This is a genomic window from Nocardiopsis potens DSM 45234 (assembly GCF_000341105.1).
Taxonomy (GTDB): Bacteria; Actinomycetota; Actinomycetes; order Streptosporangiales; family Streptosporangiaceae; genus Nocardiopsis_A; species Nocardiopsis_A potens.
In genome coordinates this window covers 14,726-27,317 of record NZ_ANBB01000011.1, presented here as the reverse complement: position 1 = coordinate 27,317, position 12,592 = coordinate 14,726, and the positions used below count along the sequence as shown (strand labels likewise).

At 76.8% G+C, this 12,592-nt stretch carries 11 protein-coding genes; 3 read left to right on the top strand and 8 right to left on the bottom strand.

Features of this window, described 5'->3' with window-relative positions; translation table 11 throughout:
• Positions 1-355 precede the first annotated feature (355 nt).
• Positions 356-1,720, top strand: coding sequence for an amino acid permease (locus tag D459_RS30715; protein WP_017591766.1), 1,365 nt, complete (start codon positions 356-358; stop codon positions 1,718-1,720).
• A gap of 154 nt (positions 1,721-1,874) precedes the next feature.
• Here the strand turns inward: D459_RS30715 and D459_RS0104295 are convergent, their stop codons facing one another.
• Positions 1,875-2,822 carry an EamA family transporter gene (locus D459_RS0104295; RefSeq protein ID WP_017591765.1) on the bottom strand — a complete coding sequence of 316 codons (948 nt, stop codon included), beginning with the start codon at positions 2,820-2,822 and terminating at the stop codon, positions 1,875-1,877.
• Between the two features lie 90 nt (positions 2,823-2,912).
• Here D459_RS0104295 and D459_RS0104290 point away from each other — a divergent pair, with 90 nt between their 5' ends.
• A complete protein-coding gene (locus tag D459_RS0104290) occupies positions 2,913-3,446 on the top strand; it encodes an NUDIX domain-containing protein (protein WP_017591764.1) in 534 nt (177 codons plus the stop codon).
• A 1,860-nt stretch (positions 3,447-5,306) separates the two neighbouring features.
• Here D459_RS0104290 and D459_RS30710 read toward each other — a convergent pair.
• Entirely contained in the window at positions 5,307-5,762 is a 456-nt protein-coding gene (locus D459_RS30710; protein WP_017591763.1) for an ankyrin repeat domain-containing protein, read from the bottom strand.
• 266 nt (positions 5,763-6,028) lie between these two features.
• On the opposite strand from D459_RS30710, the gene D459_RS0104280 reads away from it, so the two are divergent.
• Positions 6,029-6,493, top strand: a complete 465-nt coding sequence (locus tag D459_RS0104280) for a hypothetical protein (RefSeq protein ID WP_241484956.1) — start codon at positions 6,029-6,031, stop codon at positions 6,491-6,493.
• 175 nt (positions 6,494-6,668) lie between these two features.
• Here the strand turns inward: D459_RS0104280 and D459_RS0104275 are convergent, their stop codons facing one another.
• The 6 genes from D459_RS0104275 to D459_RS0104250 all read right to left on the bottom strand — a co-directional run bounded on the left by D459_RS0104275 (position 6,669) and on the right by D459_RS0104250 (position 12,527).
• Complete coding sequence (locus tag D459_RS0104275; protein ID WP_017591761.1) at positions 6,669-8,540, bottom strand: hypothetical protein; 1,872 nt, start codon at positions 8,538-8,540, stop codon at positions 6,669-6,671.
• Positions 8,541-8,574: 34 nt separating this feature from the next.
• Positions 8,575-9,876 (bottom strand): tyrosine-type recombinase/integrase, encoded by a 1,302-nt coding sequence (locus D459_RS0104270; protein ID WP_017591760.1) that lies wholly within the window; start codon positions 9,874-9,876, stop codon positions 8,575-8,577.
• Between the two features lie 68 nt (positions 9,877-9,944).
• Positions 9,945-10,415, bottom strand: a complete 471-nt coding sequence (locus tag D459_RS0104265) for a hypothetical protein (RefSeq protein ID WP_017591759.1) — start codon at positions 10,413-10,415, stop codon at positions 9,945-9,947.
• 67 nt (positions 10,416-10,482) lie between these two features.
• A complete protein-coding gene (locus D459_RS0104260) occupies positions 10,483-10,812 on the bottom strand; it encodes a hypothetical protein (RefSeq protein ID WP_017591758.1) in 330 nt (109 codons plus the stop codon).
• Between the two features lie 232 nt (positions 10,813-11,044).
• A complete protein-coding gene (locus D459_RS0104255) occupies positions 11,045-11,578 on the bottom strand; it encodes a GNAT family N-acetyltransferase (protein WP_017591757.1) in 534 nt (177 codons plus the stop codon).
• An 85-nt stretch (positions 11,579-11,663) separates the two neighbouring features.
• Positions 11,664-12,527 (bottom strand): alpha/beta fold hydrolase, encoded by an 864-nt coding sequence (locus tag D459_RS0104250; protein WP_017591756.1) that lies wholly within the window; start codon positions 12,525-12,527, stop codon positions 11,664-11,666.
• Positions 12,528-12,592: the final 65 nt, after the last annotated feature.

The following is a 12,592-nucleotide window of genomic DNA, read 5'->3' as shown; positions in this document are numbered from 1 at the left end:
CGTTGTGGCGGGAGGGGCGGTTGGAGCGTCCGGGCGGGCGGTCGCGGCAGCACATTCTGCTGGCGCGGGAGCTGCTGTGCTCGGCGGCGCGGGGCGGGTGTCTGAGTGAGGAGGATGCGCGGGTGGCGCTGGGGGTGCTGTGCGGCGGGGAGGGGTGAGCCCTCCGCGCGGAATGTGATGTGGGTCATATCGGGGGCGGGTGTGGCGGTGGGGGCGCCCCGGTGGCCGGGCGGTGGTGTGCGGGGGCGTAGCCTCGGTGGTCGTGACCTCGCAGGATGGGGCCCCCGTGGAGGGGCGCGACGAAGACAGGGCGGGCTCGGGCCCGCGGTTGGCGCATACGCTGCGCCGGCGCCACATGGCGATGATCGCGATCGGCGGTTCGGTGGGCGCCGGGCTGTTCATCGGGTCGGGTGCGGTGATCAACGCCGCGGGCCCGGCGGCGGTGGTGTCGTATGCGGTGGCCGGTGCGCTGGTGCTGCTGACGCTGCGCGCGCTGGGCGAGATGGTGGTGGCGCGGCCGGCGTCGGGTTCGTTCTCCGATTACGCGCGGCTGGCTCTGGGGCCGCGCGCGGGTTTTTCCATCGGGTGGCTGTACTGGTGGATGTACGCGGTGCTGGTGGCGGCCGAGGCGGTGGCCGGCGCGGCGATGCTGTCGGAGTGGACGGGCCTGGACGGGTGGGTGCTGTCGCTGGGGCTGCTGGTGGTGATGACGGCGGCGAACCTGGTGTCGGTGCGGGTGTTCGGTGAGACCGAGTCGCTGTTCTCACTGGTGAAGGTCGCCACGATCGTGGGGTTCCTGGTGCTGGGCGGGTTGTACGCGCTGGGGCTGTGGCCGGGCGGCGAGGGGGTGACGCTGTCCAATCTGTGGGTGCACGGGGGTTTCGCGCCCAACGGGTGGGCGGCGGTGCTGGCCGCCGTGGTGGTGGTGCTGTTCTCCTTCGGCGGTGTGGAGATCGTGACGATCGCCGCGGGTGAGAGCGATGAGCCGGAGCAGGGGGTGGCGCGGGCCACGACCAATGTGCTGTGGCGGATCGGGCTGTTCTACATCGCGTCGATCCTGGTGGTGGTGGCGGTGGTGCCGTGGGACACCGCGGAGCTGCTGAAGAGCCCGTTCGTGTCGGTGATGGAGACGGTGGGGGTTCCGGCGGCGCCGCTGATCATGGAGGTGGTGGTGTTCATCGCGGTGCTGAGCGTGCTGAACGCGGCGATGTACACCTCATCGCGGATGCTGCACGTGCTGACCCGGCAGGGGGATGCGCCGCGGGCGCTGTCGAAGGTGAACCGGCGGGGGGTGCCCTCCCGGGCGATCCTTCTGGGCACGGCGGTGGGGTATGCGTCGGTGATCGGGAACTACCTGTGGCCGGACACGGTGTTCGCGTTCCTGGTGGCCTCGATCGGGGCGATCCTGCTGGTGCTGTTCTTGACGATCGTGGCGTCCCAGCTGGTGCTGGGGCGGCGGTTGCGGCGGGAGGAGCCGGAGGCGCTGCGGTTCCGGATGTGGGGGTTCCCCTACCTGTCGTGGCTGACGCTGGCGGGGCTGGGCGCGGTGCTGGTGGCGATGGCGGTGCTGCCGGACCAGCGGCCGCCGCTGGCGGCGACGCTGGGCGCGGTGGCGGTGGTGCTGGTCGCGTTCGAGCTGCGGCGCCGGTTCGGGCGGACTCCGGTGAGTTCGGAGCCGCTGTACACGCGCGCCGACGGGCGGGACGCGGCCGGGGGGTAGCCGGCCGGGTTCCGGTGGCCGGGCCCTGCACCCCTCGGGGGTGCGGGGCCCGCGGTGTACGCGGCCGGTCCCCCGGCGGCGGTGGTGGCGCCCCCCTGGGGCGGGGGCCGCGGGGCGGCCCCTCTCCCGGTTCCCCCGGTCCGGGGTCGGGCCGTCAGGTGCGGGCCGGGTCGGGGGCGGGGGCGGTCGGGCGGGGTGCTTCGGGGACGGCGCGCTGGGCGGTGAAGGCGCCGGCGATGACGATGGCCGCGCCGAGGGTCTGGGCGGGGGTGAGGGCTTCGCCGAGCAGCAGCCAGGCCAGTGCGATGGCGGTGACGACTTCGAGGTAGGCGACGGCGCCGGCGACGGTGGGCGACAGGCGGCGGATCGCGGCGACGCCGGTGGCGTAGGCCAGGGCGGTGGCGATGAGGGCCAGCCAGGCGGTGGGCAGCAGGGCGGGCATGGTGGTGCCGGCGAGTTCGACGGGCCCGGCCAGGGTGTGCCAGGGCAGGTTCCAGGGGGCGGCCAGCGGGGTGAGCAGCGCGGTGGCGATGAGGGCGCCGTAGGAGATGACGGCCATCGGGTCGACGTCGTCGGAGGCGGCGTCGGAGAGCAGGAAGTAGCCGGCCTGGCAGGCGGCGGCGGCCAGGGCCAGGGCGAGGCCGAGGGGGTCCAGGCGGATGCCGGCCCAGACTTCGACGAGGAAGGCCAGGCCGGTGATGGCGAGCAGGACGCCCCAGGCGGCGGAGCGGGCGATGCGCTGCCGGCGGGCCAGGCGGATCCAGGCCAGGACGAGGACGGGGCCGAGGAATTCGATGAGCAGGGCGATGCCGACGGGGATGCGGGAGATCGCGGCGAAGTAGAAGGCCTGCACGCCGGCCATGGGGAACACGCCGTAGGCGAGCAGGAGGGCGGGGCGGGTGCGCAGGGCGGCGCGGTGGCGCACGGCCAGGGGCAGCAGGAGGAGTGCGGCGCCGGCCACGCGCAGCCAGGTGACGTGGAGGGGGTCGACTCCGGCGTCGATGAGGGGGCGGGCGGCGACGCCGGAGCCGCCGAAGGCCAGCGCGGAGGCGAGGGCGTAGCCCAGCCCGGTGGCGCGGTCGCGGGGGGCGGCCGGGGTCATGTGGCCGCCCGGCGGGCCGATGATGGGACGGGTCGCATGGGGGGAGCCTACCGGCGGGCGGGGCGGCGGGGGCGGCTTAGGGTCGGTGCCATGGTGCACAGGGCGGGCGGTGGCGGGAGGCCGGGCGCGGACCCGGCCGAGGTGGCGTTCTACGAGGGGCTGGCGCGGGTGCGGGGCGCGGCGACGGCTCTGCTGCGGGAGGAGGGGACGGGGCGGGTGCTGGTGGTGGACCCGACCTACAAGCCGTGGTGGGCGATGCCGGGCGGTGCGGTGGAGGAGGGCGAGTCGCCGCTGGCGGCGTGCCGCCGGGAGTGCGCGGAGGAGCTGGGTCTGGTGCCGCGGCTGCGCGGCCTGGTGGCGGTGGACTGGGTGCCGGGGGGCGTGTTCCCCAACGGGCGGCCGGCGCTGGTGCACGTGTTCGCGGGGCCGCTGTCGGCGGAGGAGGCGGCGGGGCTGCGCCCGGACGGGGTGGAGCTGTCGGCGGCGCGGCTGGTGGGGCCGGAGGAGCTGGAGGGGCTGTTGCCGGAGCGGCTGGCCCGCCGGATCGGGTGGGCGGTGCGCGCCGACGACGCGGGTTCGGTGGTCTATCTGGAGGACGGCCGCCCGGTGGACTGGCAGGCCTGACCCCGCCCGCCCCCCGGCCGTCCCCCGGTGGCCCCGGTCCCCTCGCCCGAGGGGCCGCGAGGGCTCTCCCCTACCCCCGCCGGCACGGCCCCCACGGGCCGGGGCCGAGGGGGCAAGGGGTGCGAGTGGACGGGACCGCAGCGGCGTCGGCGGCGGGCGGCGGCGGACAGCGGACACAGGTAGGGCCGGGGCACAGGCGGTCACCCGAGCGCGGCGCCTCACGGGGTCGGGGTTCAGACGGGCAGCGAAGGCAGAAAGGGGACCGGCCGGTCGGTCGGGTACAGCGCCCCACGGGGCGGAGGTTCAAGCGGGCGGCGACGGCAGCGGTAGGGCCGGGGCGCAGGCGATCGCCCGGGCGCGGCGCCTCGCATGGCGAGGGTTCAGGCAGGCGGCGAGGGCGGGAAGGGGCGCCGGCCGGTCGGTCGGGCGCGGCGTCTCGCGGGGCGAAGGTCAGGGCGAGCGGCGACGGCGGCGGTAGGGGCGGGGCCGGGCGCCCCACCCGAGCGCGGCGCCCCGCGGAGCGGAGGTTCAAGCAGGCGGCGACGGCGGCGGTGGGGACCGGCCGGTCGGTCCGGCGCGGCGCCCCACGGAGCGAAGGTCAAGACCAGCGGCGACGGCGCCGGTAAAGGCGCGTCGCCCGGGCGCGGCATCTCGCGGAGCGGAGGTTCAAGCAGGCGGCGACGGCGGTGGTGGGGACCGGCCGGTCGGTCGGGCGCGGCGCCCCAGGGGGTGGCGGTTCAAACCGGCGGCGACGGCGAAGGCAGGGGCGGGGCCGGGCGCCTCACCCGAGCGCGGCGCCTCACGGGGTCAGGGTTCAAGCGGGCGGCGAAGGCGGGAGAGGGGCGGGCGCCGCGTTCACCGGCCAGGCCCGGCGCATGCTCCCGCCAGGGGGGGCCTTATCCCCTATGCCCGGTTTGCGGCAGGGAACGGGCGGAGGCGGAGGCGCCCTGCGCACCGCGAGAGCACCCCGATTACATCTACCAGCGAGTAGCAAGCCCCGAAGCCCCCATTGCCCCCTCCTCGGTTACCCGGAGTGGCCAAGGCGGGCCCTCCCGGCAGGGCAAAAGCGACATCTCGCCCCCGCGCCATCCCTCCCCGGGTTCCGGCCCCCTGCCTCCCGGCCTTGCGGGCGGCTCGAACCCCCGAACACCGGCCCGAACAAGGCGATTCAGCCCTTGGGGGCCCGTTCCGGCCCGGGATGCGCGCCCGGGAATCACCGGGGTGCTCTCGCGATGCGCAGGGCACCCCACCCAACCATCACCCTACGCATTCACCCAGGTCAGGGAGGTGCAGCGGTTTCACGGGCGGCCGGCCCCGGCGACCGGGCGACGCGGGAACGGCGAACCCGCCCCCCCGGCCCACCCCGACCGCCCCCACCCGCTCTGCCGCACCCGACCGACCAGCCGGTCCCCTCTCCCTACCCTCGCCGCCGGTTGAACCCCGGCCCCGCGAGGCGCCGCGCCCGGGCGACCGCCTCCGCCCCGCCCCCACCGCTGCCGTCGCCGCCCGTCTTGACCTGCACTCCGCGGGATGCCGCGCCCGACCGACCGGCCGGTCCCCACCACCGCCCTCGCTGCCTGCTTGAACCTTCACTCCGTGGGACGCCGCGCCCGACCGACCGGCCGGTGCCCCTCCCGCCTTCGCCGCCTGCTTGAACCCCTGCCCCGTGGAGCGCCGCGCCCGGGCGGCTTCCGCACTTCGGCCCTTCCTGTGCCGTCGCCGCCGTGATCGTGCTGATCGGCCGCATGTGCTGCGCGGGTGCGGGCGGCCGCTCCCCCGCTCCGCGTTCTTCCTCCTGCGGAGGGGCGTGTCTCGCGCCGGGCGGGCGGAAAGGGGCCGAGGTCGCGGGGGCCGCGGGGTTCAACCGGTGCCGGAGGCCGTCCCGGAGGGGCCGTCGGGGGGTCCGCCTTCGAAGAGGCGCAGGTAGTTCTCTTTTTGGAACATGCGGGCGGTATCGATGGCCGAGGGGGTTCCGGCGCGGGGGTCGGCGCCGTGGTCGACGAGGGTCTCCACGACGGCGTCCTCGCCTTTGAAGACCGCGCCGGCCAGGGGGGTCTGGCCGCGGTCGTTGGGGCGGTCGGGGTCGGCGCCGCGGGCGCACAGGGCCTCGACGGTGTCGGCGTGGCCGTGGTAGGCGGCGAGCATGACGAGGGTGTCGCCCTTGTCGTTGGTGAGGTCGGGCGGGACGCCGGCGGCGAGGTAAGCGCCCAGGGAGTCGGTGTCGCCGCGGCGGGCGGAGTCGAAGATCCTGGTGGCCAGGTCGATGACGTCGGGGTCGTCGACGGGGTCTTGGGCGGGCGGTTCCGTGTCGCTCACGGGTCCGAGCCTAGGGGGCGGGGCGGGTGCGGTCGCGGAGGGTGACGGGTTCGGGAGGTTCCGGGCCGGGGTGCCCGGGGTGCGCTGCGGGGGTGGTCGGGGGCGGGTCGCGGTGCGCGGGCGTCCGGGCACGCTGCGTTCCGACTACCGGGTGTGTCCGAGATGCCCATATCGGCGGAGTTGTCGCTATGGTGCTCTCTCGACTTCGAGAGGAGATGCCCGTGCGACACGTCGTCGGTTTCTTTGTCGGCCTCCTCCTTGCCCCCGTGGTCTTGGCGGGTGCCGGGTGGGCCCAGCCCCGCCTGGCCGAGCTGAAGGGGGCCGGGGGGACGTTCACCCAGGCGGACGGCCTGGTCACCGTGGCCGCGCTGAGCGCGCTGGCGCTGGTGGTGGGGATCGCGGCGGCCGCCCCGCGGATGACGCCGCTGCTGCCGGGGGTGGCCGGGCTGAGCCTGCTGGCCGCCAGCGCGGTGGCGGTGGTGCGCCCGGCCCTGGCCGAGCGGGTGCCCGGTTTCGTCCCCGGGGCGGAGGGCGCGGTGCTCCTCGCGCAGCTGGGCGTGTTCCTGCCGGTGGCGGTGGTGCTGGTGGTGCCGCTGCTGGTCCCCTCGCGCTGGGTCTCCGACGACCCGGCGGGGGTCACCGAGGAGGAGTACTTCGACGGCCTCTACGACGAGGACTACGAGGAGGAGCCGGAGCAGGCCCCGAGGGGGCGGCGCCGCCACGCGGTGTGAGGCGCGCGGGACCGGGCGCCCCCGCCCCTGCGCCCGCGATCGCGGGAAGGGCTCGGCCGGCGGAACCCGCCCGCCTCCGCCCGTCCGGCCCGGTGCGCACAGCGCCGGGCCGGAGGCCTTTCCCGGGGCGGCCGCGCCGCCCCGGGCGGGGCGTTCGGCGGCCGGTGCGGCGGTGTCACCGCCAGCGGGGCCCCCACGCGGAGTTCTTGGAGACGCCGGGCGGCAGCGGCGGCATCTTGGGGGCGCGGGGCGGCTCCTCGCGCTCTTCCCGCTCGGCGTCGTAGGCGCTGAGCATCTCCGGGGTGAGCACGGGGATCTGCTCGGTGACCGGGGGGTAGGCCTGCCAGTCGTCGGCGGGGGCGATGCCGGGCGCCCGGTCGGGGCGGCCGGCGGGCTCCTCGGCCCGGTCGCCGTCATCGGCGCCGCCGGGGGCGTCCTCGTCGGCGGGGGCCCGGTCCGCGTCCGGCCGCGGGCCGCCGGCCTCGTCGTCGGGGGCGTCGGCGGGGTCCTCCTCCGCCGGGTCCGCTCCGTGCGGATCCTCCTCGGGGGCGGGCCCGGGCTCGGGTTCGGCTTCCCGGTCGGAGGGCGGGGCGTCCTCGGCGGCGGAAGGGGGCTCGGCGGCCGGAGCGGGGGCGTCCCACCCCTCCCCCGGCTCCTGCTCCTGCTCCTGCTCCGGTTCCCAGAGGGGGCCGGCGTCCCCGGTGTCCTCCGCGGTGCCGGCCGGCTGCGGCAGGGGCTCCTCGAAGGGATCACCGACGAAGGGCTCCCCGGCGGCGGGTGCGGGCTCCTCGGAGTCCGCGCGGGCCTGCGGCGCCGAGGGGGCGGGGAAGGCCGCGGGCGCCTCCGGCGGCGCCGGGGCGGCGGCCTCGGAGACGGCGGACTCCTCGCCCGGCCAGGGAAGCAGCTCCTGGTCCGCGGGGTCCGCGCCGGGGGCGGCCGCGGAGGGTGTTGCGGCGGGCTCCGGGTCGGCGGGGGCGATGCGGGGGAAGGCGCCGGAGGGCGTCTGGGCGGGGGCGGCCAGGCGCCACCAGCGCTCCAGCTCCTCGCCGGTGACCTCGTGGGCGACCTCCAGCCACCCGCTGACCTGGGGGTGGCGGCGGCCCGGGTTCCAGGAGCGGGGGTAGGGCTGCTCGGCCAGGACCAGGACGTGCTCGCCGTCGTGGGTGGGGATGTCGGCGGGCACGCCGTCGTTCCACACCCAGGAGCCGTCCAGGGCGAGCAGGTTCCACCAGCCGCGGACCGGGCCGGCCTGGGGGTCGGGTTCGGCGTCGCGGAAGGCGGCGGTCCAGCGCGGGTCGGGGCGGTGGCCGGGCAGGCCCTGGCCCTCGGGGCCGACCAGGGCGTCGGCGAGCAGGGTGTGCAGCTGGAAGTTGTCGCCGATGCCTTCGAAGAACACCTGGAAGCCGCGGCCGGTGGCGCGGTCCAGGACCAGGGCGGAGGTGGCGCCGGTCATCCGCAGCAGGGCGCGCAGCTCGTCGAACTCGGGCAGGGTGCCGGAGAGCTGGTTGGCGATGGCGATGAGTTCGGCGCTGAGGGCGGCGTCGCCGCGGACGGCTGCGCGGACGCGGTGGTCGCCGAGCATGGTGGCGGCGGCCAGGGCGTGGCGGCGGATGGTCCACCAGCAGATGGTGGCGGTGGTGGCGGTGTCGCCGAGGCGGGCGGCGACCCGCTGCTCGGCCTCGGCGGTGACCTCGTCGGGGTCGGGCGGGGCGCCGGGGCCGGTGGCGTTCCAGGCGTGCAGGAAGACGGTGGCGCCCTGGCCCATGGTGCGCAGCAGCCGCACGATGGTGGTGCCGGCGTCGCCGGGCATGGTGCCGCATTCGACCAGTGCGCCGGCGACGACGCACAGGTCGGCGGTGATGCCGGGTCCGGTGTGCGCGCCTTGCAGCAGGGTGCCCAGGGCCTCCAGGGCCAGTTCCCGTTCTTCGGCGGGGACCTGGTGGGCCCCGCTGTAGACGCGGTGCACGGCGTCGGGGAATCGGTGGGTGTCGGAGGCCACGGAGGCGTCGATCAGCTCCTGGAAGGCGGCTCGAAACTCATCGATCACTCGGGCATCCTTCCATAAAACAGACACGGGGTGGTCACAGGCCGAGACGGGTCACGGCGTTGTCTTCCAGGGGGTTCGCGGTGCGGATGTAGGCGTGGACGGTGCGGGGGTTGGTCCAGCGGCCCTGGCGCATGATCTCGCGGTCGGCGGCGCCGGCGAGGGCGGCCTGGGTGGCGAAGCCGGCGCGCAGCGAGTGGCCGCCGAAGGCGTCGGGGTCCAGGCCGGCGCGGGCGGCGTAGCGCTTGACGAGTTCGGAGACGGCGCGCCCGGACATGGGGCGGGCGGCGATGCGGCCGTGCCGGTCGATCGGGGGGAACAGGGGGCGGGCGGCGCCGTCGGCGAGGGGGGTGGGCAGGGCGGTGTGGCAGCGGTGGGGTGCGCGGGGGTCGGTGGGGGGCGGGTCGTGTTCCAGGGCGGTGCGCAGGGCGGCGGGGCCGCCGTCGCGGTGGGCGGTGAGCAGGTCGGCCCAGTCGGCGTAGGCGCACACCGGGCAGGTGGGGCGGCGGGTGCCGCGGGGCAGGGCGACCTGCTGGTCGCGGCGGGCCTCCTGGTCGGTCTTGGTGGCGTTGAGGCGCAGCAGGAGCATGGGGTCGCCGGTGCGGGGGTCGGTGTCCAGGGCGGTGTCGTCGAAGGTGAGGGCGGCCAGTTCGCTGCGGCGCAGGGCTCCGGCGAATCCGCAGAGCAGGAGGAGGGTGTCGCGGGCGCGGGCGGCGCCGGCGGGGTGGCCGGGGTCGGGGCGCTGCTCCAGCAGGGCGGTGAGGGTGTGCAGCAGGACGGGGCGTTTGCGGCGGGGGGCGGCGCGGCGGCTGCGGCGGATGCCGCGCAGGGTCATCCGGACGACTTCGGAGCGGGTGGGCGAGGGCAGGCCGTGGGCGCCGTGCACGGCGGCGATGGCGGCGGATTTGCGTTCCAGGGTGGAGGGTGACAGGGCCCAGCGGTCGGGGTCGTCGTCGCGGACGGTGTCGGCGGCTGCGGCGAGGTAGACGGCGACGTCGACGGGTTCGGCGGGCAGGCTGGTGCGGTTCTCCGCGGCGCACCAGGCGGCGAAGGCGGTCCAGTCGGCGCGGTAGGCGCGCAGGGTGTTGGGCGATTGGGCGGCCGACAGGTAGCGGGCCAGGGCGTGGGCCTGGTCGTCGTCGAAGCGGGCGCGGACCCGGGCCAGGGCGCGGGTGTCGACCAGGACGCTGGCGGTGACCTGGGTGAGGCGGGTGCGGACCTCGGCGGGCACGGCCAGGGCGCCGGGTTCTCCGTCCGGGTCGGCGCCGGCGGCGGGGTGTGCGCCGGGGCCGTCGGGGTCGTCGGGGGTGCCGGTGCTGTCGTGCGTCGTTTCGCCCACGGTGCACCATGATGGCGCATCCGGGGGGCGGGCCGGTGCAGGCGGGGCGGTGCTGGTGTGTCCGGTGCTCAGCCCAGTCCGCCGCGCAGCGCGTCGAAGAGTTCGGCCGGGGAGCCCAGGGAGAACAGGGCGATGGCGGAGGCGGTGGTGGCCAGGGCGAACATGGCGGCGGCGGTCTTGCGGCGCAGCCAGGCGGCCGCGGCGGCGCCGGCGGCGGGCACGGCCAGGGCGCACACGATGAGGCCGAGCAGGTAGAGGGCGGTGGTGTGCAGGGCGTCGGGGGCGGGGTCGGTCTCGCCCATCAGGGCGAGGCCTTCGGCGAGGACGAGGACGAAGAACAGGGCGGAGCCGATGAGCCACAGCGCGGTGAGCCCGCTCCACAGGGCGATGGGCCAGCGGGGCGGGCCGTCGAGGGGGACGGGGGTGCGGCGGCGGGAGGTTCCGGCCGCCTTCTCCCGTCCGCCTTCGCCGCGGGCCGGGGCGGGCCGGGCCGCCGCGGGGCGGGTGCGCTTGTTCTTGTTCTTCTTCTTGGGTGACATGGGTGTTCTTCCCTGGGCGGGGGCGGCCGGGGTGCGGCGGCCCCCCGCTTCTCGGTGCTGCGGGTGTTCAGGCGGGGCCGGGGGCCAGGTGGATGGCGGTGATGTAGATGAGCGGCCAGGCGAGCAGGGCCAGGCAGCACAGGGCGGCGCGGCGGTCGCCGGCGACGGTGGTGACGGCGGCGGCCAGCAGCGGCAGGCCGGCGGAGGCGGCGAAGCCGAGGGTGTACCACTCGGCGGCGGAGTCGTCGCCGGCGGAGATGGCGTTGAGGTAGCCGATGGGGCCCAGGACGAGGGCGGCCACGGCCAGGACCGCGGCGACGATGCGGATGCCCGCGGGGTGGCGGGTGTTGGAGCCGGGGGCGCCGCCGGGGCGGCCGCCGTTGTCAGCCGGTGGCACGGTTCGCGTTCCCTTCGGGGGCTCGTAGGGGCGCGGGGGACGTCGGTGGCGGGGCGGGTGTGTCCAGCACGGTGACGCGTGTGCCTTTCAGCCGGAACGGCGGGAGGGTGCGGGAAGGAGGAAAGGAAGGGGCGGGTTCGCGAACGCGGCCCGCGGTGCAAGGCATGCTACCGCCGACGGGGGCCGTTGGGACCGGTGGCGTGCTGTGTCCCGGCGCACCCGGGGCGGGGTTTCAGCGGGCGGCGGTGAATTCGGGGGCGGTGAGGCCCAGGACCGCGGTGTCGTGGTGGCGGCCGGCGAAGAAGTCGTGGTCGCGCAGCAGGCCCTCCCGGGTGAAGCCCGGGCCCAGGTGCAGCGCCAGGGAGGCGGTGTTGGAGGCGAGGATGCGGGCTTCGCACTTGTGGTGGCGGCGCTCGCCGAACATGTAGGCCGGCAGCAGGCGCAGGGCTTGGGAGGCGTGGCCGCTGCGGCGGTGGGCGGCGGTGACGGCGATGCCGTGCTGGAACAGCCCGGTGCGGGGGTCGGCGTGGTCGACGGAGACGGCGCCCACGGGGGTGCCGTCCAGGGCCTCGATGACCAGGCGGAAGGTGTCGCCGTCGGGGTCGGCGGCGGTCCAGGCCCGGTAGCCCTCTTCGGAGCGGGGCGGGTGGACGGCGTCGAGGCCGCGCTGCAGGGCGGTGTCGGCGTCCATCTCCTGGAACAGGCGCCGGTCGCCCGGTTCCACGCCGCGCAGCCGGGTGGTGCGCCCTGTCCATTGCCGGTCCATGCGCGCAGTCCAGCGGAGGCCGGTGCGGGGCGTCCAGTGGTTTTCCGGCGGGGCGGTGCCGGGCGCCGGCCCCTTCCTTCGGGGGTCAGTCGCCGGTGTGCAGGGCGGCGTCGAGGATCGGTTCGGGGCGGGCCCACAGCAGGGAGCCGCCGGCGTCGGGGTGGGTGTGCAGGCGGGCGGTGGGGATGCGGGAGGCCAGGGTGCGGCACCGGTCGGGCGAGTGGGCGTGGTCGTGGGCGCCGTAGTGGATGGAGACCGGGACGGTGATGCGGTCCAGGTCGAGGTTCCAGGGGGACATGGCCAGCACGGTGTCGGCGGGGTAGCCGGACGGGCCGCCGGCGATGCCCTCGTCCAGGGCGGCGCGGAACATGCGCCGGAAGGCGGGGTCGGTGTAGACGGGGGCGTCGCAGGGCGGGTGGGAGCCCAGGACCATGTCGAACAGGCCGTCGGCGGTGTAGTCGGCGAAGGCGCGGGCGGCCTGTTCGGGGTCGGCGGCCACGTTCGCCAGCAGGTTCTGGAAGTGGTCGGGCAGCAGGGGGCGCAGGGCGGGGTGGGCGGCCTCGTCGGCGGGCGAGGCCAGGACCAGGCGGGTGGCGGCGCCGGCCAGGGCGGCGGCCAGGGCGAAGGGGGCGCCCTGGGAGTTGGCGACGAGGGGGGCGGGGCCGCCGGCGGCGGTGCGGGCCAGGTGGGCGAGGTCGGCGCCGACGCTGCGCAGGGTCTTGGCGGGGTCGGGGGTGGAGGCGCCCAGGCCGGGCCGGTCGATGGAGATGAGCCGGATGCCGCGGCGGTGCGGCAGGGGGCCGCCGAAGCTCATCCGCCGCCCGCTGGCGGCGCCGGGCAGGAACAGCACGGGGGTGCCGTCGGGGTCGCCGTATTCGGCGTAGGCCAGGGTGCGGCCGTCGGGCAGGGTCACGGAGCCGGTGGCGGCCGGGGCGGTGTCGTGGTGCATGGCGGGGATGGTAGCGGCGGGTGCGGGGGCGGCGCCCGTCTTTTTTCTGCGTCGGCGCCGGTCAG